The sequence below is a fragment of the Streptomyces sp. NPDC085937 genome (assembly GCF_044540535.1).
Taxonomy (GTDB): Bacteria; Actinomycetota; Actinomycetes; order Streptomycetales; family Streptomycetaceae; genus Streptomyces.
In genome coordinates this window covers 136,599-159,138 of record NZ_JBITSH010000013.1, presented here as the reverse complement: position 1 = coordinate 159,138, position 22,540 = coordinate 136,599, and the positions used below count along the sequence as shown (strand labels likewise).

Below are 22,540 nucleotides of genomic sequence, written 5' to 3'. Positions count from 1 at the left end.
GCCTTCGTGCTGCCCTGTTGGGGGCGCCGAAGGCTGACGGAGGGATCATAGCGGGTTCGGGGCGGCGGGGCGGGTGCACCGGAGAACGGCCCCCCCTGCATGGGACGGGGGCCGTTCCCTGGCCCGAAGGCGGGATCGTCAGATCAAGCCGACGGACAGGATGCCGCCGCACGCCGCGACCGCGAAGGCGAGCCCGCGCCGCCCCGTGGTGGCCGTTGCCGGGTTGCCCCGCGTCGTCAGCACCAGTACCGCGTTCGCGGCGAACGCGGGGAGCAGGATGCCGAACAGGGCGAAGGTGCCGAGCGCCTTCAATGTCGGTTCGACGGATGCCGTGACGGCACCCACCGCCATCGCCGTCGCGGCGATCGCGTACAACGCTCCCGACACGACGGTGACGTCGTCGGTCCTGGACGGAGCGGTACCGCGGCCCTTGGCGTGTTTCCAGTGCCGGCGCTCGGTGCCGACCCGCGCCGAGACCATGATGATCACTTCGACCGCCAGGGCGATCACCGCGATGTGCTCGATCGTCACAGCTTCCCCCTCACTTGCTGCACGCGGACGAGATGGCGGAGATACCGATGAACGCCTTCACGGCTTCACGCTCCGTGGATCCGACGCGCTTGCCGTTCACGAAGCGCCAGATGATGTTCGCCGTCTTCTTGGCGCCGTACCGCTTGAACAACGCGACGGCCCGGGCCACCTTGATGCTGGAACCGGCCGGGGCGAAGCTGATCAGCACGGCCGCGACAGCCGCACTGCACTTCACGACGAACTTCGTCTCGTCCCACCAGCCCATCGCCGCGGCCATCGGCATCTTCGCGCCGGTCGGATGCACTGCGGGAGACGCACCGAACTGGGTCAGGACGGCTGTCCGTACGTCCTTCCTGGCGAGGACGGGCAGCAGCGCGGCCTGGGCCTGGTGGTCGTCCGGATAGGCAGCTTGTGCGACCTGTTCCGCGGTCGGCTGGGAGGGGAGCGCCCCGAGGCGTGCGCGGAGGGAGTCCGCGTCCGGAGCCGGCCTGGTGAGGGCGATCTCGAGCGCTGCTGCGAACTGGGCCTCAGTCACTCCGAGTTCGGCCATCCCCTGCGCAAGTGCCGCGCCCTGGGCCTCGTCGGTCGGCGTGAGGTCCGAGTCGCCGACCGAGGAGGCGGTGCTTCCCATGACGGGCTGCTGTGCCGTGGCCTGCGCGCTCGTGGCAGCGAAGAGGGCACCGGCGGTGACGGTGGCGACGATCATGGCGCTCGTCAGGCGCCTGGCACCGCGTCGCTCGGTGTTCGTACTGAGTCTGGTGGTCATGCCAGAGTCCCCGTACTTCTGTTCAGTTGTGAGGTGATGTCCACCTCTGTGGTCGCAACGACCGTAGCTACCTGTCAGTAGCCGAGTGAAGGACCTTGAGGAGAATCAGAGCCTTCGTCCGGATGAGCGTCGGGCGGCTCGCCATGTGTCCCGGGGCTCAGGTCAGGGACCGTAGGGCCTGGGCGAGGAGGGTGACTCCTTCTGTGAGGGTGTCCGGGGGGTCGGCGGCGTAGCCGAGGACCAGGCCGGGGTGGCCGGAGAGTTGGCGGTGCCAGGACAGGGGGTGGCACTTGACGCCCAAGGAGAGTGCGGCGGCGGCCAGTTCGGTGTCGGGGACGTCCGGGGCGTCGTACGTCACCGTCAGGTGCAGGCCCGCCGCCGCGCCGTGGACCACCGCGCCCGGAAGATGGGCGGTGAGCGCCGCGATCATCGCGTCCCGGCGGCGGACGTGGCGGGCGCGCAGCAGCCGCAGGTGGCGCTCCAGGTGGCCCGACTCCATCAGATGGGCGAGGACCAGTTGGGGAAGTACGGCACTGCCCAGGTCGGTGAAGCGTTTGGCGTCGGTCAGCGCCCGCAGGTGGCGGTGCGGCGGGATCATCCAGCCGATCCGCAGGGCGGGGGCGAGCAGTTTCGAGACGCTGCCCATGTAGCACAGCCGGTCGGCGAGCAGGGAGCGCAGCGCGGGCACCGGCGGGCGGTCGTAGCGGTGCTCCGCGTCGTAGTCGTCCTCCAGGATCAGTCCGCCGTCCGCCGCCCACCGCACCAGCTCGCGGCGGCGCTCCCCGCTGGTCACCACGCCGGTGGGGAACTGGTGGGCGGGGGTGAGCAGCACCGCGGGGGCGCCGCAGGCGCGCAGCGCGCCGACGTCCGGGCCGTACGCGTCGACCGGCACCGGCGGGGTGGCCAGCCCGCCGCTCGCCAGGTGCTGGCGGGTGCCGAGCGAGCCGGGTTCCTCCACCGCGACGGCCGTGACGCCGTCCGCCCGCAGCACCGGATGCAGCAGGGCGAGCGCCTGGGCGATGCCGGCCACGATCAGGATGCCGTCCGGCTCCACGGCGATCCCCCGGCTGCGCGCCAGCCAGCCGGCGACGGCCCGGCGCAGCCGGGGGGCACCGCGGGGGTCGCCGTATCCGAGGTCGGCGCTGGACAGTTCGGCGAGCACGGCCCGCTCGGCGCGCAGCCAGGCCGTGCGGGGGAAGGCGGAGAGGTCCGGACGGCCCGGGGTGAGGTCGATGCGGGCGTCGGCGGCGCGCAGCGCGTCGAAGACGCGGGGGTCGGGCGCGTGCGCGAACGGGGAGTCCACGACGGCTCGTTGGGCACGGGGCGGTGGGGGAGGCGGGGGCGCCGCGACCACCACCGTGCCGCCACGCCTGCGGCCCTCGACATGGCCGTCCTCCGCGAGCCGCCGGTACGCCTCGGTGACCACGCCCCGGGAGACGCGCAGTTCGGCGGCGAGCAGCCGGGTGGCCGGCAGTCTGCTGCCCACGGTCAGCCGGCGGTCGGTGATCGCCTGCCGCAGCCGCCGCGCGAGCCAGTCGGCCTTGCCGTCGGCGGGTACGTCGTCGGCCCGCAGCTGGAGGAAGTCCGAGCCGTGCGGAGCGGCGGCCGGGCCGTGCGCCGTCTCGTCCCTGTCGGTCACCGCACTCATGCTGCCATGTACCGCTAGGGGCTCTCTCGGGCTACACGTTCGACGTTCGCCTTGTGGCCGGGACTTCCGAGGCTGCCGGCCTTACGGAGCTGGTCGCGGCTGCAGAACGAACGGCCTTCGATCCGCCGGCCCTGTGCCTGGGCATGCAGGAAGTGGGCGTTCCAGTCGCGTGTGCCCCGGCACGTCGACTCGCTCCTGCATGTGTCGCATCCGGTGCGACAGCGTGGCGTCGCACTGCCCGGCCCGCGCCGCCCCGGCTCACGAGGCCGTCCCCCTGCGCACTGCGGTCTCGTTCACGGGGCATGCGCACGGGTGGAGGACGACGTCCTCGCACGCCCCGACACGAGGAGCAGCCGCATCGTGGGAACCGCCGTCCACGTTCCGCAGACCCGGGACATGCTCGGAGACGAACTCTCCGGCGACGAAGCCCTCACCGCCCTGCGGCGGTACGGGGGCCTCAGGCTGCTGGCCGACTCCTTCACCCGGTTCCGCTACGCGGACGGCTTCACCAACGCCCGGGCCCTCGCCTTCCAGGTCGTGCTCGGCCTGGTCCCCTTCACCGTCGTGCTCGTGGGTCTCGCCACGTCGGTGCACACGGAGAGCGTGGGCCGGGTCATCGAGCTGACCCTCGGCCGGATCGTGCCGGGCGCCAGCGCGGACGTCGTCGAGAAGGCCTTCGAGGGCACCCGGCGCAGCGCCGGCAGCGACGTGTGGAGCACGGTCGCGCTCTGGCTGGGCCTCGGGTTCGCGGTGCTGAACCTCGCCTCCGCCATGGCGCAGATCGAGCGGGGCGCCAACCGCATCTACGGCATCGAGCGCGACCGCCCCTTCGTCCGCAAGTACGGCCGGGCCCTGGCGCTCGCGTGCACGGCCGGCCTGCCGATGGTCCTGGGGTTCCTGGTGCTCGTCGCGGGTGAGACGGTCGGCGACGCCGTGGCCCGTACCCTCGGCCACGGGACGGGCGGGGCCGCGTGGTGGGCCGTGCTGGACGTGCCGGCCGGACTGCTGCTGGCCTGGGTCGCGTCGGCGGTGATCCTGCGCTGGTCGCCCCGCCGAGGCCAGCCCGGTTACACCTGGCTGGCCTTCGGCTCGGCGGTCCACCTGGTGCTGTGGGTCTCGGCTACCTGGCTGCTCGCGCTGTACGTCGGACGGAGCGGGGCCTTCGGCGCCGTGTACGGCCCGCTCACGGCCTTCATCGCCCTGCTGCTGTGGGCCAACCTGACCGCCGTGGCGCTCTTCCTCGGCATCGCGTTCTCGGCCCAGTTGGAGGCGGCCCGGGCGGGCATCCGTACGCCGGTGGAGCCGGACCCCGGACCGGGCGCCTGACCTAGGGCCTTTCGTTCGGATCAGGCCGGGCTCGCGGGGTCTGGCACCGTGCCTCGCTGCGTTGTCGTCGGTTGTCAGGGCTCCGCCCTGCCGCCCTCCTCCGCCTTGCGATGCACGGCACCGGACTCCGCTCCCTGATCCGGCCTGATCCAAACGAGAGACCCTAGAGAGCTTCGAGGGTGAACTCCCTGTCGAGAGCGTCGATCAGCGCGGTCTCGGGCGCGACCGGCCAGTGCGCGGCCAGCTCCCGGGCGATCGTCTCCAGGGTCCGTGCGACGGTGTCCGCCGCGCCGTCGTGCAGGGCCTCCGTCACCACGAGGACGCGGCGGGTACGGTCGCCGACCGCGGAGTGGCCGCTCTGCCGGCTGGTCCAGCGGCGGGCGTGCGCGCGTCCCGCGGAGTCGGCGTACGTCACCTCGTCCGGCGCCGGGTGCTCGGTGCGGCCGTCGAACGTCGTGTACGTCTCGTCGCCGTGGGCGGGCCGTACTTCGAGCAGCGGGCCGGTGATCCGGTCGGCGTCGAGCACGGCGACGGGAACGGCGTACGCGACGGAGATCGCGTTGCACAGGTCGACGACCGGGTGGATGCACGGCAGCGTGCCCTCCTTGCGCAACCGGCGCAGCAGCGACTCGGAGGCGCACCGGTACCGCGTCGGCCGCAGCCCCATCCGCGCGAACGCCCGCCGCCAGGCCAGCACTTCGGGAAACTGGCTCTCGGGGCCGCCGGTGAGCCGCTCCCGCGCACGGGCGGTGTACTCCTCCACCCGCGCCCGCACGTCCGCCGTCCGGTCGATGCCGTCGGCGTGGAGGGCGCCCGCCGCGAGCAGCGGGTGGGCGGACCAGATCGCGTCGGCGTGCCGGAAACGCATCACGCCACCGCCATCCGGATGCTCAGCCCGACGAAGCAGGCGGTGAACAGCCCGCGCAGGCCGGTGGTGAGCCTCGGACTGGTCAGCAGCCGGTCCCGTACGGCCGCGGCGCACACCCCGTACGCGGCGAAGACCACGAAGGTCAGTGCCATGAAGACCGCCCCGAGCCGCAGCATCAGACCGACGGAGCCGGACGACCCGGCGGGCACGAACTGCGGCAGGAACGCGACGAAGAACAGCGCCGGTTTCGGGTTCAGCACGTTGATCAGAACCGCGGAGGTGATCACCCGCAGCGCCGGGCGCGGCGCGGACTCCGCCCGGACGGAGAACGCCTCCTTGTCGCGCAGCATCGCCCACGCCATGTACAGCAGATAGGCCGCGCCCAGGTACTTCACCACCGCGTAGGCGACGGAACTGGAGTGCAGCAGCGCGGCGAGACCGGTGACGGTGGCCAGCAGGTGGGGGACGACGGCGAGCGTGCAGCCGAAGGCGGCCACCAGGCCCGCGCGCCGGCCGTGGGACAGCCCGGCGGCGAGCGTGTAGACCACGCCGGTGCCGGGGGTGACCACCACGACCAGGGCGGCCAGCAGGAACGCGACACTCAAGGGAACCTCCGGGAGATCGTCGGTTCTCCCAGCCTGGTGTCGTCATGGTCCGGTGGACAGAGCCAAAGAGAGCCGGGCCGAGAGGTCCACAACCCGTGTTCAGTGGAGGCGGCGGACCGGCGCGCCGGACAGGTAGGCGGCGATGTCCTCGACCGCGTCGGCGTAGTACGTGCGGTAGTTGAGCTCGGAGACGTACCCGAGGTGCGGGGTGGCCAGCAGGCGGGGGGCCGTGCGCAGCGGGTGGCCGGCGGGCAGCGGCTCGGTGTCGAAGACGTCCACCGCCGCCCCCGCGATACGGCCCTCGCGCAGTGCCGTGAGCAGGGCGTCCTGGTCGACGAGTCCCGCGCGGGAGGTGTTGACCAGGTAGGCGCCGGGCTTCATCAGAGCCAGCTCGGGCGCGCCGAGCAGGCCCCGGGTGGTGTCGCCGAGGACGAGGTGCAGGGAGACGTAGTCACTGTCGCGCAGCAACTCCTCCTTGGACGCCGCGCGTTCCACACCCACCTCGTCCGTGCGTTCGTCGGTGAGGTGCGGGCTCCACGCCGTGACCGCCATGCCGAAGGCGAGACCCACCCGCGCCACCCGGCTGCCGATCTTGCCCAGACCGAGCAGCCCGAGGCGACGGCCGTGCAGGTCGGCACCGACCGTCGACTGCCAAGCGCCGCCCTCACGCAGGGAGTTGTTCTCGGTGACCAGGCCGCGGGCGAGCCCGAGCAGCAGCGCCCAGGTCAGCTCCACCGGCGGGGTGGGGAAGCTGCGGGTGCCGCAGACGGTGACGCCGTTGCGTTCGGCGGCGGCGTAGTCGACGACCGAGTTGCGCATGCCGGACGCGACGACCAGCTTCAGCCGGGGCAGCCGGGCCAGCAGCGAGGCGGGGAACGGCACGCGTTCGCGCAGGGTCACGACGATGTCGAAGTCTGCTATGGCCGCCGCCAGTTCGTCCTCGGTGGTGAAGTGCTCGGTGAAGGAGGTGACGTCCACCCGGTCCCGTACGGGGCTCCAGTCGGCGATCGTGGTGGCGACGTCCTGGAAGTCGTCGAGCACGGCACAGCGCAGTCGCATGACGGTCCTTTCCCGTGGATCCGGCGTCCCCGCCCCCCTCGGGCGGACACCAGGGAATTGTCCGGCACGGGAGCGTGAGCGTGACGGGGACGGCGCGGCTCAGGGGGTGTGGCCGAAACGCAGGAGCCCGTCGGGGTCGTAGGTGTCCTTGAGGCGCCTCAGGTCGTCGTGGACCTCCGGGGTCCAGGCGCGGGCGCGGTCGGCGGGCCCGCCCGGGGTGCCGTGGATGTTGACCATCGTGCGGCCCGTGCCGTACGGCGACATCGCGGTGTGCAGGGCGGCCGTGGCGCGTTCGACGGCCTCCGCGTCGGGCGGGGTGGCGACGACCGCCACCGACTGCAGGAGGTGGGCCGCGTCGCGGGCGCAGATCGCGTCCGGGGTGTGCGCGGGACGGGACAGGGCACCGCCCATGTGCCGTAGCTCGGTGAGCAGCAGCGGGCAGTCGGGGACGTCGGGGCCGACCTGGTCCAGGAACGTCCGGACGGCCACCGGCGTCAGCTCGTGCAGCAGCAGACAGGACTCCCGGACGGGCAGCGGGTCCTGCGGCTCCATGTGGACGCGGTCCAGGTCCGTGTACGGCATCTCCTCCACCTCGTCGACGGCCACCGGGGCGGCCGCCCTGACCGGCGCCAGCCATTCCTCGCCCTCGGCCGGGTCACCGGTCCACGCGACCGCGACCCGGGCCCAGAAGCCGCCGCGGAGCGCCTCGGGGATCTGCGGGATCGGCGGCAGCCGCAGCAGCGCGAACGACGTGCACATCTCCTCCGGCACCGTACGGATCCACCCGCACCAGGCGGACAGCACCGCCTCCGCGTGCTCGCCGGGGAACCAGAGCCCGCCGCCCAGCAGGGTGCGCAGCGGCAGCAGCTCCGTGACCATCGACGTCACCACGCCGACGGCGTGCTTGCCGCCGCGCAGTGCCCGGAACAGGTCCGGTTCGCGGTCCGGACCGGTCTCGTGCAGCGTGCCGTCCGGGGTGACCACGTGGAAGGAACGGACCAGGTCGGCGGCGTACCCGTGGGCGCGGCCGAGGACGGGCAGGCCGCCGCCCACGGTGTAGCCGACCGCGCCCACGTTCGTGGAGGTGCCGCACAGCCCCGCCAGGCCGTGCGGCGCGGCCGCCGCCAGCACGTCCCGCCACCGGGCACCGGCGGCCACGGTCGCGGTGCCCCGCTCCGGGTCGACCCGCACACCGGTCATCCGCCTGGTGCTGATCAACAGCCCGTGGTCCATGGGGAAGTTGGCGCCGTGGCCGGTCGCCTGGACGGCCACGGGCGTTCCGGTGGCCGTCGCCCAGCGCAGCGCGGCCACCACGTCGTCGGCGCCGGTCACCCCCACGACCACGTCGGGAGTGTGGAGGGCGGCCAGGTTGAAGCCGGTGACCTCCTCGGTGTAACCGTCGTCGCCGGGGCGCAGCACGGGTCCGCGGATCTCCGACAGGGCGAACAGGTCGGGCGTGTGGTGCAGGGTGGTCATCACGGCCTCCGCGGCGCGCGTACGGAGGGACGGCGGCGGCGCCGCCGGACCTCGATGGCCCGCGGCCCCTCGCCGGGTCCTGTCTCCAGCATGGTCCCGGGGTGCGGGACCCGCACGGCGGGCCGTTGACGGCGGCCGGCCGGGCGCGGGCCGGGCGCCCGCCGGGCGCCGACTGGGCGCCGACTGGGCGTCGGCAAAGGCACGGGTGGGGCGGGCGTAGCGTAGGTGGTATGACGACGTACGGATCCTTCCCCGGCACGCGCCCGCGGCGTCTGCGTACCTCCCCGGTGATGCGGCGCATGGTCGCCGAGACCCGGCTGCACCCCGCCGACTTCATCCTCCCGGCCTTCGTGCGGGAGGGCGCGGCGGAACCGGTGCCGATCTCGGCGATGCCGGGGGTCGTGCAGCACACCCGCGACAGTCTGAAGAAGGCCGCGGCCGAGGCCGCCGCCGCCGGGGTCTCCGGGATCATGCTGTTCGGCGTGCCCGAGGACGCGAAGAAGGACGGTGCGGGCACCGCGGGCACCGACCCGGACGGCATCCTCCAGGTCGCCCTGAGGGACGTACGGGCCGAGGTCGGCGACGACCTGCTCGTCATGTCCGACCTGTGCCTCGACGAGTTCACCGACCACGGACACTGCGGGGTCCTCGACGCGCAGGGCCGGGTCGACAACGACGCCACCCTGGAGCGGTACGCCGAGATGGCGCAGGTCCAGGCCGACGCGGGCGCCCACGTGGTCGGGCCGAGCGGAATGATGGACGGGCAGATCGGCGTCATCCGCGACGCCCTCGACCAGATCGGCCGGGACGACGTCGCGATCCTCGCCTACACCGCGAAGTACGCGTCCGCCTTCTACGGGCCGTTCCGGGAGGCCGTCGGCTCCTCGCTCCAGGGCGACCGCCGCACCTACCAGCAGGACCCGGCCAACCTCCGCGAGTCGATGCGCGAGCTGGCGCTCGACCTGGAGGAGGGCGCCGACATGGTCATGGTCAAGCCGGCCGGCCCCTACCTGGACGTCCTCGCCAAGGTCGCGGACGCGGTGGACGTGCCCGTGGTCGCCTACCAGATCTCCGGCGAGTACTCGATGATCGAGGCCGCCGCCGAGAAGGGCTGGATCGACCGGGACCGGGCGATCATCGAGTCGCTGACCGGCATCCGCCGGGCCGGCGCGCGCACCGTGCTCACCTACTGGGCCACCGAAGTGGCCCAGAAGCTGAGCGCCGCACGGTGACGCCGGCCGTCGCTCAGTAGGTGAGGGCGTCGTCCATCGAGTACTGCCAGTACGTCACCGTCAGGCTGCTGTCGTAGTACACGCCCTTGGCCGGCAGGCCGGGGATCGCGGAGGGGCCGCCGCTGGAGTTCGGCGTGCGGCCCTGGAAGCCGACGGCGAGCTTCTTGCCGGTGGCGCCGCCCGAGCCGCTGCCGTCGGCGGCCGACAGCACGACCCCCGCGTACGCCGACTCGCCCGGCGCCAGGGTGACCACGGCCTGCGGCTTGGACTCCTCGATCGGCTGCGGCACCCACTGCATCTCGTCGAACCGCAGCACCGGGTAGTAGGTGAGGTTGCAGTTCTTGGAACCGGTGTTCTCCACCGTGATCAGCATGTGGTTGACGGGGCGGGGGAGCGGCTGGGCGGAGACGGCGGTGTTGGAGCCGTTGCAGGAGGTGAAGGTCGCGGGGGCGTCGCCGGAGCCCTTCTCGTCCTTCGCGCCCTGGCCGCTCCTGCCGCCGCCGGAGTCCCCCTTCCCGGACGTGTCGGCGCCGGCCCCGGAGCCGCCGTTCGCGGACACCTCGTTCGCGGAGCCGCCGTTCACGTCGCTGCCGGAGCCCTCCGTGGACGACCCGGCGGGCGACTGCGAGGAGGTGCCCGTGCTCGCGGTCGCGGCGGGCTGCGAGGCCGAGGCCCCCTCGTCACGGGTGCCGGTGCCGTCCTGGCAGGCCGTCAGGGCGAGCGTGGCGACGGTGACTCCGGCCGCGGCGAGCAGGTGAAGGCGAGACGTGCGCATGGCGAATTCCTTGTCGTCGAAAGGGATCTGACGCCGCCGCTCGACCGGTCGGCGGGAGCGGCGTGCTTGGATGACAGAAGCGTGCGGCGTGATCCGTCCCGGCCGCCACAGCCGACGGGCAACGCGGGACGCTGGAACGCTCACAGCGCTGTGACCAGGGGAAACGGACCTGCCCTGGAACGGTGGAACGGGACACGGGGGATGGAGGAACGGTGGCGGAAGAGACGGCGGCGGGGGAGTTCGCGGCGTTTCTGCGGGAGTTGAAGGACCGGTCGGGGCTCAGTTACGGCGTCCTCGCCAAGCGGCTCCACATGAGTACGTCCACCCTGCACCGGTACTGCAACGGCGACGCGGTGCCGGCCGACTACGCGCCGGTGGAGCGGCTGGCCCGGCTGTGCAAGGCACGCCCCGAGGAACTGGTCGAGCTGCACCGGCGGTGGGTGCTGGCGGACGCAGCGCGAGGACGGAAGGGGGCGACGGGGGCGGCTGCCACCGAGACACCCTCGGGGGAGGCGCGTCCTCCGCTGGAGACCCGCCCGGCTGAGGCCCCTTCAGCCGGTACGCACTCGGCTGATGCGCACTCAGCGGATGCGCCCCCCGCCGCCCCGGTCGGCCCCACGCATACCAGCCCCTCCGGAGCAGGGGCGCCGTCGAGCGCCCCTACAGGCGCCGATGCGCCCGGCACGGTGACCGTGGCCCCCGCCCGGCGCCGTAGTACCCGTACGGCCGTCCTCGCCGGGATCGCGGTGGCCGCCGTGGCGGCAGGGGTCACCCTCGCCGTCGGGCTCCCGGGCGGCGGCCAGGACGGGGGCGGCGACGGTGGCCGGCACCGCCCGGTCGGCGCGGCCGGGGTGACCGCCGAGGAGACCGCCCCCGCGTCGTCCTCTCCCTCCTCCTCCGGGGCGACCGCCTCCGCGTCCCCCTCGGGCAAGGACAAGGACAAGGACTCGGCGAGGACGCCCGCCGCCTCCGCGCCCCCCGAGGCGGAGGGCAAGGGCGAGGAGAGGAGCGGGGTGCCGGTCACCGTGCGGGCGGACCCGTACGCCTGGGAGAGCCCCTGCTCGCAGCGGTACCTGGTCGACAAGCCGGCGGGCGGGATGAAGCCCCCGCCGGTCGAGGAGGGTGCCGCGGGCTGGGTGGCGGCGCACGGCGCGGTGTCCTCGGGGCAGCAGTACCTGCGGCTCACCGTGCAGGGCGCCGGCCCCGAGACGGTGGTCGTCGACGGCCTCACCGTGCGGGTGGCGGGCAAGCGGGCGCCGCTCGCCTGGAACGACTACACCATGGCTTATCCCGGCGTGGGCTGCGGAGGCGGCGTCCGGACGCGGGCGTTCGGCGTCTCGCTGGACTCGGCGCGGCCGTCCCTCACCCCGGAGCCGGGGAACGAGGACTTCCCGTTCAAGGTGAGCGAGTCCGACCCGGAGGTGTACTACATCACCGCCTCGGTCTCCGCGTACGACGTCGACTGGTACCTGGAGCTGAAGTGGTCCAGCGGCGACCGCAGCGGCACACTGACCGTGGACGACGAGGGCCGCCCGTTCCGCACCAGCGGCAACAAGGGCCGCCCGGCGTACGAGTTCCCGATCGGCGGCGACGGATGGGTGCCGGAGGGGACCACCAAGCTCGAGTAGCGCGACGGCAGGGCGGCACGTCCGGATCGCGGAAAGGCGCATGTCAACCGCACGCTTTTTCCTAGGCTGCGGGCACGCGCCGTCCCAGCCGAAGGAGCCGTGTCATGTCCCTCACCGAGCCCGCCCTCGCCCCCACCCCGCGGCTCGCCGCCCGGGCCTCCGCGGTCGGCGGCTCACCCGTACGGGACATCCTGGCGGTCACCGCCCGCCCCGAGGTGATCAACTTCGCGGGCGGTCTCCCGGCACCGGAGCTGTTCGACGCCGACGGCATCGCGGCCGCGTACCGGGCGGTGCTCGCCGAGACGCCCGCGCGGGCCCTGCAGTACTCCACGACCGAGGGCGAACCGGTGCTGCGGGCCGCCCTCGCCGGACGCACCACCGAGCGCGGGCTGCCCACCGACCCGGACGACCTGCTCGTCACCACCGGCTCGCAGCAGGCGCTGTCCCTGCTCGCCACCGCGCTGCTCGAACCGGGCGACACGGTCCTCGTCGAAGACCCCTGCTATCTTGCGGCACTTCAGGCGTTCGGGCTGGCCGGGGCGCGGGTGGTCGCGGTGCCCGGCGACGAACACGGCCTGGACCCCGAGGCGTTGGAGGAGCTGGTGGTGCGGGAGCGGCCCAAGCTGCTCTACACCGTGCCCACCTTCCAGAACCCCACCGGCCGCACCATGCCCGCCGCCCGCCGGGCCGCCGTCGCCGAGGTCGCCGCCCGCCGCGGACTGTGGATCGTGGAGGACGACCCCTACGGCGAACTGCGGTACGAGGGCGAACGGGTGCCGTGGATCGCCGCCCACCCGGGGGCCGGGGACCGCACGGTGCTGCTGAGCAGCCTTTCCAAGATCATGGCGCCCGGACTGCGGCTGGGCTGGCTGCGTGCGCCGGAGGGGCTGCGCCGCGCCTGCGCCGTCGCCAAGCAGGCCGCCGACCTGCACACCCCGACCGTCAACCAGCTCGCCGCGGCCCGCTACCTCGCGGACCGCGACCTGGACGCCCATGTCCGGCGGGTGGCGGCCGTGTACGGCGAGCGCAGGGACGCGATGCTGGCCGGCCTCGCGGACGCCCTCCCCGACGGCTCGTCCTGGACCCGCCCGGAGGGCGGCATGTTCCTCTGGGTGCGGCTCCCGCAGGCGTACGACACCACGGCCCTGCTCCCCGAGGTGGTCCGGCACGACGTGGCGTACGTCCCGGGCGCCCCCTTCCACACGGGCGAACCCGACCGCTCCACCCTCCGCCTGTGCTTCGTGACCCAGACCCCGGAGGAGATCGCGGAGGGACTGCGGAGGCTGGGGGCGGCGCTGCGGGGACGGCGGTAGCCGCCTGCTGCTTCGGCCTGAGGGGTTCGACGCGGCCGGCCGGGTGGAGAGCACCGAGGTCAGGGACCGCTGTCGGCTCCGCCGAGGAGTTGTGACTCGATACGCCGGAGCACGGTGATCACCGCGTCCGCGTCGGCAGGGTCGGGAACGGCCTCGTCCAGCAGCCGGCTCCATGTCTCCTGGAGGTACCTCAGGTTCTCGCCCGCCTTCTCGGTCGGGTAGAGGCGTACACGGCGGGCGTCGCCGGGGTCGGCCACGCGGCGCACCAGACCCTTGTGCTCCAGCTTGCGCAAGGCCCGGCTGAAGTTGCTGGAGATCATCTGAGTCGCCCGGGCCGCCTGCGTCGGGGTGGCGCCGGGCCGGTGATCGATGTAGCGCATCACCGCTGCCTCGATCGGCGTCCACGACTCCGCCGCGTCCGCCTTGGCGGCATGCAGATGGCGGCTGATCGCCAGGATCAGATCGGCGAGCTCGAACAGTCTGGCCTCGTGCTTCTCGTCCACATCCTTACTCTAATCTACCTAACCGATGATAGGTATCATTTGACAGGCAAAGCGGGTGTGCCTAGCTTCGTGGCCCACCACCGAAGCGCACTCGCGCACCGTCACCGCACCAGAGGACTCCCGCTCATGACCCTCATCGGCATCGAAGAGCACTGGATGCTGCCGGAGCTGACCTCCGCGCTCAAGGCGGCCCGGCAGCCGGACGAAAGCCTTCTTCTCAACGAGCGCGGCGACACCACGCAGCGCCTCGAAGACCTCGGGGCCGGACGGCTCGCCACCATGGACGCCCAGGGCATCGACCTGGCCGTGCTCGCCCTCACTCCGCCGGGCACGCAGGCGCTGCCGGCCGAGGAGGCCGTCGCGCTCAGCCGCCTGGCCAACGACACCGCCATCACGGCGGTCCGAGCCCATCCCACGCGCTTGCGGTCGCTGTCCAGCCTGCCGTTGTCGTCCCCGCAGCACGTGGCCGACGAACTCGAACGCGCAGCCGCCCTGGGCCATGTGGGAACCATGGTCTACGGCCGCTCCGGCGACCGCTTCCTCGACGATCCGGCCTACGACGACTTCTTCGCCGCGGCCGCCCGTCTGCGCCAGCCGGTCTTCATCCATCCGCAGATCCCGTCCGACGCCCTGCGTGACGCCGCCTACCGCGGGTTCGACCCCCTGACCGGTCTGGGCCTGGCCACCTTCGGCTGGGGCTGGCACATCGAGGCGGCCACCGCCGCCCTGAGGCTCATCCTGCGCGGCACCTTCGACCGCCACCCCGAACTCCAGATCGTGCTGGGCCACTGGGGCGAACTGCTGCCCTTCTGGCTCGACCGCGCCGACAGCCTCGCCCGCCTGGCCGGCCTCGAACGACCCGTCTCCGGCTACCTCCGCACCAATGTCTTCCTCACCATGTCCGGCATGCTCAACCCGGCCCTCCTGCGGCACGCGCTGACCGTGACGACCACCGACCGGCTGATCTTCTCCACCGACTATCCGTTCCAGCAGCCCACCCGCGACGACATCGACACCTTCTTCGGTCACCTCTCCACCGACACCGACCGGCACAAGGTCCGCTCGGCCAACGCCGCCTCCCTCTTCGGCATCGGTCCGGCCATGGCAGGGCCGGACAGGACCTAGTCGGCCCGTGGTCCGTCCGGCCGGACCGGGGCGTCGAATCACTCGCGTGGCCCGGCGCCCGTGGGCCGGAAGCAGGTGCGGATGACACTGCCTGGCCAGCCGCGCCCGCTTCATCCCGGTGCACACGTAGGCATCCGCGTCGGCGCCGTCCACGATCGTTCTTCCCGGACCGGGCCGCCCGCGGTGACGTCTCGGGGACGACGGTGCAGGCCCGGATCTGACGTCGGCGACGGCCGCGGCCCGTCCACTCCCCCCGAGGGAGTGGACGGGCCGTGTGCCGGTGGGGCCGAGGAGCGTCAGAGGCGCTCGGGCGTCCTGATGCCCAGCAGGGCCATGCCCTTGGTCAGCGTGCGGGCCGTGAGGTCGCACAGGAACAGGCGGTTCTCCACCTGCGCCGGCGAATCGGCCTTCAGCACCGGGCACTTGTCGTAGAACGACGTGTACAGCGACGCCAGCTGGTACAGGTACGCCGTCAGCTTGTGCGGCGCGTACTCCCCGGCGGCCTCGAACACCGTGTCCCCGAACGCGTCCAGGTGCAGCCCCAGCGCCCGCTCCGCCTCGTGCAGTTCGAGCTCCTCGTGGGCCGCGGGCCGCACGTCCCCGGCCTTGCGCAGGATCGACTGGATACGGGCGTAGGCGTACTGGAGGTACACCGAGGTGTCGCCGTTCAGCGAGACCATCTGGTCCAGGTCGAACTTGTAGTCGCGGTTCGGCGACGTCGACAGGTCCGCGTACTTCACGGCGCCGATGCCGACCTGCGCGGCCCGCTCCTGGATCTCGTCCTCGGTGAGGTCCCTGGCCTTCTCCCGCACGACCTCGGCGGCCCGCTGCACGGCCTCGTCCAGCAGGTCCTCCAGCCGTACGGTCTCGCCCTCACGGGTCTTGAACGGCTTGCCGTCCGCGCCCAGCACCGTGCCGTAGCCCATGTTGTGCGCGGTGACGTCGTCACCCAGCCAGCCGGCCCGGCGGGCGGTCTCGAAGACCATCTTGAAGTGCAGCGACTGCCGCACGTCGACCACGTACAGCAGGGTCGTCGCGCGCAGGTCGAAGACCCGGTTGCGGATCGCGGTGAGGTCGGAGGCCGCGTAGCCGAAGCCGCCGTCGGCCTTCTGCACGATCAGCGGCACCGGCTGGTCGTCCTTGCCGCGGATGTCGTCGAAGAACACCACCAGCGCGCCCTCGGAACGGACCGCGACGCCCATCTCCTCCAGCATCCGCGCGGTCTGAGGCATGCCTTCGTTGTACGCGGACTCGCCGACGATCTCGTCGTCGCGGATCTCCATGTCCAGCTTCTCGAAGACGGAGTAGAAGTAGACCTTCGACTCGTCCACGAACTGCTGCCACAGTTCGAGGGTCTCCTTGTCGCCGGACTGCAGCGCGACGACCCGCTTGCGTGCCCGCTCCTTGAACTCCTCGTCGGCGTCGAACAGCGCCCGCGAGGCCTTGTAGACCCGGTTGAGGTTCGACATGGCCTGCTCGCCGTCGACCTCGGACGCCGGCTTCAGCTCGCCCGGGTGCTCCAGCAGGTACTGGATGAGCATGCCGAACTGGGTGCCCCAGTCGCCGATGTGGTGCCGGCCGATCGTCTTCTCACCGGTGAAGTCGAGCATGCCGCGCAGGGCGTCGCCGATCACCGCGGAGCGCAGGTGGCCGACGTGCATCTCCTTGGCCACGTTCGGCTGGGCGTAGTCGATCACCGTGGTACCCGGCTCGGCGGCGAGGGGCACACCGAGGCGGCCGGTGTCGTCCGTGTACCGCGCGGCCAGGTTCCCGGTGATGGCCCGGTCGGCGATCGTGATGTTGAGGAAGCCGGGGCCGGAGACCTCGACGTCCTTGAGCACGTCGCCGGTGGTGAGGTGCGAGACGACCTCGGTCGCCAGCTCCCGCGGGTTCGCCTTCGCCTTCTTCGCCAGCGCGAGGATGCCGTTGGCCTGGAAGTCCGCCCTGTCGCTGCGTCGCAGCAGCGGGTCCGCGGACGCCTCCGGCCGGGTGGCGGAGAGGGCGGACGTGAGCTGCTCGCTGACGAGATCGGTGAGCGATGTGACCGAGGCCATGGAGTGGGTGCCGTTCTCCTCGTGGGTTCAGATAGACACGGCCAGTATCCCATGGGGGGTAAAGCGGTTTTTCCGTGCGCGAGGGCGCCGACCGGGGGTGCCGCGCGGCGCGGTGCCCCGCGAGGGCGCCGCGCGGGCCGGTGAAATGGCGTTTTCGCGGTGGCCGGGGGAGCTGGGAGAATGGCACGGTCAGCCGTGCGACCGTACCGGCTGCCCGAGCAGAAAGAAGGACGTGCCGATCGTGGCTCAGAGCACCGAGACCACCGACTGGGTCTCCCGTTTCGCGGATGAGGTCATCGAGGAGTCGGAGCGTCGGGCCCCGGGCGCGAAAACGTCGGGCGCTGACGCGCCGGTGGTCGTCGTCGCGTCCGGGCTGTCCCCCTCCGGCCCCATCCACCTGGGCAACCTCCGCGAGGTCATGACCCCGCACCTGGTCGCCGACGAGATCCGCCGCCGCGGCCACCAGGTCCGCCACCTGATCTCCTGGGACGACTACGACCGCTACCGCAAGGTCCCGGCGGGCGTCCCCGGCGTCGACGAGTCGTGGGCCGAGCACATCGGCAAGCCGCTGACCTCCGTTCCCGCCCCGAAGGGCTCCCCGCACCCGAACTGGGCCGAGCACTTCAAGGCCGCGATGGTCGAGTCGCTGGCCGCGCTGGGCGTGGAGTTCGACGGGATCAGCCAGACCGAGCAGTACACCTCCGGCACCTACCGCGAGCAGATCCTGCACGCCATGCGGCACCGCGCCGACATCGACGCGATCCTCGCCCAGTACCGCACCAAGAAGGCGCCGGCGAAGAAGCAGCAGCAGAAGCCGGTCGACGAGGCCGAGCTGGAGGCCGCCGAGGGCTCCGGCGCCGCCGCCGAGGACGACGGCAGCTCCGGCTCCGCCGGGTACTTCCCGTACAAGCCGTACTGCGGCAACTGCGAGAAGGACCTCACCACCGTCACCTCCTACGACGACGACTCCACCGAGCTGACCTACTCCTGCACCGCCTGCGGCTTCTCGGAGACGGTCCGGCTGAGCGAGTTCAACCGCGGCAAGCTCGTCTGGAAGGTCGACTGGCCGATGCGCTGGGCCTACGAGGGCGTGATCTTCGAGCCCAGCGGCGTGGACCACTCCTCGCCGGGCTCGTCCTTCCAGGTGGGCGGGCAGATCGTCGGGATCTTCGGCGGCAAGCAGCCGATCGGCCCGATGTACGCCTTCGTCGGCATCAGCGGCATGGCGAAGATGTCGTCGTCCAAGGGCGGTGTGCCCACCCCGGCCGACGCCCTGAAGATCATGGAGCCGCAGCTGCTGCGCTGGCTGTACGCCCGCCGCCGGCCGAACCAGTCCTTCAAGATCGCCTTCGACCAGGAGATCCAGCGCCTCTACGACGAGTGGGACCGCCTGGACGCCAAGGTCGCCGACGGCTCCGCGCTGCCCGCCGACGCCGCCGCGCACTCCCGCGCGGTGCGGACGGCGAGCGGTGAGCTGCCGCGCACGCCCCGGCCGCTGCCGTACCGCACGCTGGCCTCGGTGGCCGACATCACCGCCGGACACGAGGACCAGGCGCTGCGCATCCTCAGCGACCTCGACCCGGCGAACCCCCTCGGCTCGCTCGACGAGGCCCGCCCGCGCTACGACAAGGCCGAGGCGTGGATCAACACCCACGTCCCCGCCGACCAGCGCACCATCGTCCGCGACGAGCCCGACGCCGAACTGCTGAAGTCGCTCGACGAGCAGGCGCAGCAGTCCCTGCGGCTGCTGCTCGACGGCCTCGCCGCCAACTGGTCCCTGGACGGCCTGACCCACCTCGTCTACGGCGTCCCGAAGGTCCAGGCGGGCTTCTCCGCCGACGCCACGCCCAAGGAGCTGCCGCCGGAGATCAAGACCGCCCAGCGGTCCTTCTTCGCGCTGCTCTACCAGCTCCTGGTGAGCCGCGAGACCGGCCCGCGTCTGCCGACCCTGCTGCTGGCGGTGGGGCAAGAGAGGGTGCGGCACCTGCTCGGCGCGTAACGCGTACGACGACGAAGAGGGGCGCCCGGTGGAATCCACCGGGCGCCCCTCTTCGTCGTCGTACGTTGCTCCGGACCGATCTTCACAAAGTCTCCATGTCATTCGTCACAACCTTCTCTGTAGGTGACCGGAATCACATTGGGTCTGCGTCTTACGTTCCGTTTCGAGTAGTTGTTGTCATGGACAGCTGGTGAAGGGGGTGGATTGCATGGGGATCGAGCGGCTTGCGCACAGGGGTCGTGAGCCGTCGTTCCAGCGGAACGTCGCCACCGCCCTGTGGCAAGACCCCGCTCGAAGGGCCCTGCTGCCCTGCCCTTGTCGAACTCGCCAGCGAGGAAACGATTTATGCGACATGACAGACCCCTGCGCCTCGGTGCGCTGGCGGCGGCTTCCCTGATTGCGGGGGCCGTGCTGACGGCCGCGCCTGCCGGTGCCGTCACCGGGCCCGCGGCCGGGGGAACCACGCACGCCTACACCGCGAAGATCGTCGTCGGTGAGCACGACCGCGGCTGCTCGGGAGTCCTGGTCGATCCCCAGTGGCTGCTCACCGCGGCCAGCTGCTTCGCGGCGAACCCGGCCGCCGACCTCACCGTGCCGGCCGGCGCCCCGCAGCAGAAGACGACCGCGACCGTTGGGCACACCGACGCCGCCCCCGACGGTGTCTCGCGCGAGGTCGTCGAACTCGTTCCCTACCAGGGGCGCGACGTGGTCATGGCGCGCCTCGGCCAGCCGGTCACCGGCGTGGCCCCGGTGGCGGTCGCCAAGACGCCGGCCGCCGCCGGCGACACGCTGCAGGCCGTGGGCTTCGGCCGGACCACGACGGAGTGGGCCCCGACCCGGCAGCACGCCGGCACCTTCGGTGTCGACGCCGTCGAAGGTGGGACCCTCGCCGTCACCGGCCAGGACGGCGACGCCGTATGCCCGGGCGACACGGGCGGCCCGATGCTCGTCGAGCGCGGCGGCACCGCCGAGCTCGTCGGCATCAGCAGCAGGTCCTGGCAGGGCGGCTGCTGGGGCGTCGACGAGGCGGAGACGCGCACGGGCGCCGTGGCGGCCCGCGTCGACGACCTCAACGCCTGGATCGACCGCACCCGTTCGCTGCCGCAGCAGGCGCAGACGGTCAGCGGTGACTTCGACGGCGACGGCGACGCCGACCTGGCCGCCTTCTACGACTACGGCAAGGACGCGCAGGGCCGCTCCCAGAGCGGTCTGTGGGTCTTCGACAGCAACGGCACCGCGTACGGCTCGCCGCGGGTGGCCTGGGACAGCTCGTCCTTCGGCAGCTGGGGCTGGGAGCGCAGCAAGGTCGTCTCGGGCGACTTCGACGGTGACGGCAAGGCCGACATCGGCGTGATGTACAACATGGGCTCCGCCGACGGCGGTTTCCGCACGCGGCTGTACACCTTCACCAGCACCGGCACCTCCTTCTCCGCTCCCAAGCTCGTTTGGGACAGCGCCGGTTCGGTGAGCTGGAACTGGGAGCGCAGCAAGGTCGTCTCCGGCGACTACGACGGTGACGGCAAGGCCGACATCGGTGTGCTCTACGACCTGGGCACGGTCGACAGCGTCTTCCGCACGCGCCTGTGGACGTTCACCAGCAACGGCGCCGCCTTCGAGGCACCCAAGGTCGCCTGGGACAGCTCCTCCTTCGGCAGCTGGAACTGGGAGCGCAGCAAGGTCGTCTCCGGCGACTACGACGGTGACGGCAAGGCCGACATCGGCGTGATGTACGACCTGGGCTCCGCCGACGGCGGTTTCCGCACGCGGCTGTACACCTTCACCAGCACCGGCACCTCCTTCGCCGCACCGAAGACCGCCTGGGACAGCTCGTCCTTCGGCAGTTGGGCCTGGGGCCGCAGCAAGGTTGTCTCCGGCGACTTCAACGGTGACGGCAAGGCCGACATCGGCGTGCTCTACGACCTCGGGGCGTCGGGCGCTGTGTACCGCACGCGGCTGTACACGTTCACCGGCAACGGCGCGTCCTTCGCGGCGCCCCAGACCACGTGGGACAGCTCCACCACCGGCAGCAGCTGGAACTGGAACCTCAGCACCCCGGTCCCGGCTGACCTCACCGGTGACGGCAGGACGGACATCGCCGTCTGGTACGAGGCCACTCCGGGCGCCGACGGCCGCTCGCGCCACGGCCTGTGGAACTTCACCAGCACCGGGACCGGGATGACCGCTCCCCAGCGCGACTGGTACAGCGTCACGCAGTAACGGAGGACGTGCTCCGGCACCCTCCTCCGCCCGTCCCTCTGCCCGGCTCACGTCCACGTGCGCCGGGCAGAGGCGTCTGACGGGAGCCTCAGGCGATGTGGTCCTCCTCCAGCTCCGCCATGTGGCGCTTCTGGAAACGGTCCACCAGATCCTTCAGGACGCCGGGGGCCAGCGACGTGCCGTAGGTGGCCTGGATGTTGTCACCGAGGACGCGGGGCGTGGGGTAACTGCCGTCTATGGACTGGCGGAACACCTGGTAGTACTCCTCCTCGTCCGGATCGGCGGACGGGTTCCCGCCCTCCCCGAGCTCCCGGGTGCGGCCGCCCGGGATCACCGGGATCGGGAAGGTGCCGGTCTCCTCCGGAGCGGGCTCCTGGAGCGGCGGCTCCTCCCGGTACTGGTCCACGTACTGCTCGGCCTGCTGCTGCTCCGCCATCCAGCGGGCGTACTCCTCGTCCGGGTCGTACGAGGGGTCGTAGCCGCCGTGGTACTCGACCGTCTGCGGATCGCGGGCGTGCAGCCACGGATTGTTGGGGGCCTCCTCCTCGCCCCCGGGGCCCTGGCTCCCCTCCAGCTCCAGGCGCTGCTCGCCGGATGGCGCCGCCGCACGGCCGGCCTCGGCGGGAACGCCGGGCCGGGCCTGCTCGGACCGCTCGGGCGCCGGGGGCAGCAGCGCCGGCTCGATGCCCGCCGCCGCCAGGCCCGCCGGGGCCGTCTCGGCCAGGGGGACGCCGTACTTCGCCAGGCGCAGCGGCATCAGGGACTCGACCGGTGCCTTGCGCCGCCAGGCGCGGCCGAACCGGGACCGCAGCCGGGCCTGGTACACCAGCCGCTCCTGCTCCAGCTTGATCACCTGCTCGTACGAGCGCAGCTCCCACAGCTTCATACGGCGCCACAACAGGAACGTCGGCACGGGCGAGAGCAGCCAGCGGGTCAGCCGGACGCCCTCCATGTGCTTGTCGGCGGTGATGTCGGCGATCCGGCCGATCGCGTGCCGGGCCGCCTCCACGGAGACCACGAACAGCACCGGGATCACACCGTGCATGCCCACACCGAGCGGATCCGGCCAGGCGGCGGCACCGTTGAACGCGATCGTCGCGGCCGTCAGCAGCCACGCCGTCTGCCGCAGCAGCGGGAACGGGATGCGGATCCACGTCAGCAGCAGATCCAGCGCCAGCAGCACGCAGATACCCGCGTCGATGCCGATCGGAAAGACGTAGCTGAAGTTGCCGAAGCCCTTTTGCAGGGCCAGTTCACGGACCGCCGCGTACGAACCGGCGAAGCCGATCCCGGCGATGACGACGGCACCGGAGACGACCACGCCTATGAGAACCCGGTGCATCCGTGTCAGCTGCAGTGGCGCGGCCACCCGTACTCCCCTCCCAGTGCATGTTGTTGCGCGCAACAGAGTGGCA

18 protein-coding genes are annotated in these 22,540 nt (G+C 72.2%); 7 read left to right on the top strand and 11 right to left on the bottom strand.

All coding sequences use genetic code 11. The features are described 5' to 3' along the window. Positions 1-138 precede the first annotated feature (138 nt). From ACIF8S_RS25830 to ACIF8S_RS25820, 3 genes are all read right to left on the bottom strand, one after another. Positions 139-531 (bottom strand): hypothetical protein, encoded by a 393-nt coding sequence (locus ACIF8S_RS25830; protein ID WP_400002091.1) that lies wholly within the window; start codon positions 529-531, stop codon positions 139-141. 10 nt (positions 532-541) lie between these two features. Then, on the bottom strand, positions 542-1,297 hold the full coding sequence (locus ACIF8S_RS25825; protein WP_400002089.1) for a hypothetical protein: 756 nt from the start codon (positions 1,295-1,297) through the stop codon (positions 542-544). Positions 1,298-1,454: 157 nt separating this feature from the next. Continuing rightward, positions 1,455-2,945 (bottom strand): PLP-dependent aminotransferase family protein, encoded by a 1,491-nt coding sequence (locus ACIF8S_RS25820; protein ID WP_400002087.1) that lies wholly within the window; start codon positions 2,943-2,945, stop codon positions 1,455-1,457. Between the two features lie 360 nt (positions 2,946-3,305). On the opposite strand from ACIF8S_RS25820, the gene ACIF8S_RS25815 reads away from it, so the two are divergent. Further along, complete coding sequence (locus ACIF8S_RS25815) at positions 3,306-4,271, top strand: YihY/virulence factor BrkB family protein (protein WP_400002085.1); 966 nt, start codon at positions 3,306-3,308, stop codon at positions 4,269-4,271. 163 nt (positions 4,272-4,434) lie between these two features. Here the strand turns inward: ACIF8S_RS25815 and ACIF8S_RS25810 are convergent, their stop codons facing one another. The 4 genes from ACIF8S_RS25810 to ACIF8S_RS25795 all read right to left on the bottom strand — a co-directional run bounded on the left by ACIF8S_RS25810 (position 4,435) and on the right by ACIF8S_RS25795 (position 8,279). After that, positions 4,435-5,139 (bottom strand): B3/4 domain-containing protein, encoded by a 705-nt coding sequence (locus ACIF8S_RS25810; RefSeq protein WP_400002131.1) that lies wholly within the window; start codon positions 5,137-5,139, stop codon positions 4,435-4,437. Continuing rightward, positions 5,139-5,744, bottom strand: a complete 606-nt coding sequence (locus ACIF8S_RS25805; RefSeq protein WP_400002083.1) for a LysE family translocator — start codon at positions 5,742-5,744, stop codon at positions 5,139-5,141. Before ACIF8S_RS25805 ends, ACIF8S_RS25810 begins: the two co-directional genes overlap by 1 nt. A 99-nt stretch (positions 5,745-5,843) precedes the next feature. After that, positions 5,844-6,803, bottom strand: coding sequence for a D-2-hydroxyacid dehydrogenase family protein (locus ACIF8S_RS25800; RefSeq protein WP_400002081.1), 960 nt, complete (start codon positions 6,801-6,803; stop codon positions 5,844-5,846). A 99-nt stretch (positions 6,804-6,902) separates the two neighbouring features. Next, positions 6,903-8,279, bottom strand: coding sequence for an FAD-binding oxidoreductase (locus ACIF8S_RS25795; protein WP_400002080.1), 1,377 nt, complete (start codon positions 8,277-8,279; stop codon positions 6,903-6,905). Between the two features lie 230 nt (positions 8,280-8,509). Here ACIF8S_RS25795 and hemB point away from each other — a divergent pair, with 230 nt between their 5' ends. Next, complete coding sequence (hemB, locus tag ACIF8S_RS25790) at positions 8,510-9,511, top strand: porphobilinogen synthase (RefSeq protein ID WP_400002078.1); 1,002 nt, start codon at positions 8,510-8,512, stop codon at positions 9,509-9,511. Between the two features lie 13 nt (positions 9,512-9,524). Here hemB and ACIF8S_RS25785 read toward each other — a convergent pair whose 3' ends face one another. Then, positions 9,525-10,286: a DUF4232 domain-containing protein gene (locus ACIF8S_RS25785; protein WP_400002076.1), complete on the bottom strand. Its 762-nt coding sequence runs from the start codon at positions 10,284-10,286 to the stop codon at positions 9,525-9,527. A 212-nt stretch (positions 10,287-10,498) separates the two neighbouring features. On the opposite strand from ACIF8S_RS25785, the gene ACIF8S_RS25780 reads away from it, so the two are divergent. Together ACIF8S_RS25780 and ACIF8S_RS25775 are read left to right on the top strand one after the other, a co-directional pair. Continuing rightward, on the top strand, positions 10,499-11,914 hold the full coding sequence (locus ACIF8S_RS25780; RefSeq protein WP_400002075.1) for a helix-turn-helix domain-containing protein: 1,416 nt from the start codon (positions 10,499-10,501) through the stop codon (positions 11,912-11,914). 104 nt (positions 11,915-12,018) lie between these two features. Next, positions 12,019-13,227: a PLP-dependent aminotransferase family protein gene (locus ACIF8S_RS25775; RefSeq protein ID WP_400002073.1), complete on the top strand. Its 1,209-nt coding sequence runs from the start codon at positions 12,019-12,021 to the stop codon at positions 13,225-13,227. Between the two features lie 59 nt (positions 13,228-13,286). Here ACIF8S_RS25775 and ACIF8S_RS25770 read toward each other — a convergent pair whose 3' ends face one another. After that, the gene (locus ACIF8S_RS25770) at positions 13,287-13,730 is read right to left on the bottom strand and encodes a MarR family winged helix-turn-helix transcriptional regulator (protein WP_400002071.1); all 444 of its coding nucleotides are present in this window, start codon (positions 13,728-13,730) and stop codon (positions 13,287-13,289) included. Positions 13,731-13,856: 126 nt separating this feature from the next. Between ACIF8S_RS25770 and ACIF8S_RS25765 the strand changes: the two genes are divergently transcribed. After that, positions 13,857-14,855 carry an amidohydrolase family protein gene (locus ACIF8S_RS25765; RefSeq protein WP_400002069.1) on the top strand — a complete coding sequence of 333 codons (999 nt, stop codon included), beginning with the start codon at positions 13,857-13,859 and terminating at the stop codon, positions 14,853-14,855. Positions 14,856-15,151: 296 nt separating this feature from the next. On the opposite strand, the gene argS is transcribed toward ACIF8S_RS25765, so the two are convergent. Then, positions 15,152-16,909, bottom strand: coding sequence for an arginine--tRNA ligase (gene argS, locus ACIF8S_RS25760; RefSeq protein ID WP_400002067.1), 1,758 nt, complete (start codon positions 16,907-16,909; stop codon positions 15,152-15,154). 232 nt (positions 16,910-17,141) lie between these two features. On the opposite strand from argS, the gene lysS reads away from it, so the two are divergent. Both lysS and ACIF8S_RS25750 read left to right on the top strand, forming a co-directional pair. Continuing rightward, complete coding sequence (gene lysS / locus ACIF8S_RS25755; protein WP_400002065.1) at positions 17,142-18,908, top strand: lysine--tRNA ligase; 1,767 nt, start codon at positions 17,142-17,144, stop codon at positions 18,906-18,908. A 345-nt stretch (positions 18,909-19,253) separates the two neighbouring features. Further along, complete coding sequence (locus ACIF8S_RS25750) at positions 19,254-21,125, top strand: FG-GAP-like repeat-containing protein (RefSeq protein WP_400002064.1); 1,872 nt, start codon at positions 19,254-19,256, stop codon at positions 21,123-21,125. 88 nt (positions 21,126-21,213) lie between these two features. Here the strand turns inward: ACIF8S_RS25750 and ACIF8S_RS25745 are convergent, their stop codons facing one another. Further along, on the bottom strand, positions 21,214-22,494 hold the full coding sequence (locus tag ACIF8S_RS25745) for a DUF2637 domain-containing protein (protein WP_400002062.1): 1,281 nt from the start codon (positions 22,492-22,494) through the stop codon (positions 21,214-21,216). Positions 22,495-22,540 lie beyond the last annotated feature (46 nt).

What these genes read in the sequence shown, in the direction of transcription:
- ACIF8S_RS25825 (WP_400002089.1), bottom strand. Translation starts at nt 1,297, where the DNA reads ATGACCACCAGACTCAGTACGAACACCGAGCGACGCGGTGCCAGGCGC.
- ACIF8S_RS25820 (WP_400002087.1), bottom strand. Translation starts at nt 2,945, where the DNA reads ATGAGTGCGGTGACCGACAGGGACGAGACGGCGCACGGCCCGGCCGCC.
- ACIF8S_RS25810 (WP_400002131.1), bottom strand. Translation starts at nt 5,139, where the DNA reads ATGCGTTTCCGGCACGCCGACGCGATCTGGTCCGCCCACCCGCTGCTC.
- ACIF8S_RS25800 (WP_400002081.1), bottom strand. Translation starts at nt 6,803, where the DNA reads ATGCGACTGCGCTGTGCCGTGCTCGACGACTTCCAGGACGTCGCCACC.
- ACIF8S_RS25795 (WP_400002080.1), bottom strand. Translation starts at nt 8,279, where the DNA reads ATGACCACCCTGCACCACACGCCCGACCTGTTCGCCCTGTCGGAGATC.
- hemB (WP_400002078.1), top strand. Translation starts at nt 8,510, where the DNA reads ATGACGACGTACGGATCCTTCCCCGGCACGCGCCCGCGGCGTCTGCGT.
- ACIF8S_RS25785 (WP_400002076.1), bottom strand. Translation starts at nt 10,286, where the DNA reads ATGCGCACGTCTCGCCTTCACCTGCTCGCCGCGGCCGGAGTCACCGTC.
- ACIF8S_RS25775 (WP_400002073.1), top strand. Translation starts at nt 12,019, where the DNA reads ATGTCCCTCACCGAGCCCGCCCTCGCCCCCACCCCGCGGCTCGCCGCC.
- ACIF8S_RS25765 (WP_400002069.1), top strand. Translation starts at nt 13,857, where the DNA reads ATGACCCTCATCGGCATCGAAGAGCACTGGATGCTGCCGGAGCTGACC.
- argS (WP_400002067.1), bottom strand. Translation starts at nt 16,909, where the DNA reads ATGGCCTCGGTCACATCGCTCACCGATCTCGTCAGCGAGCAGCTCACG.
- ACIF8S_RS25750 (WP_400002064.1), top strand. Translation starts at nt 19,254, where the DNA reads ATGCGACATGACAGACCCCTGCGCCTCGGTGCGCTGGCGGCGGCTTCC.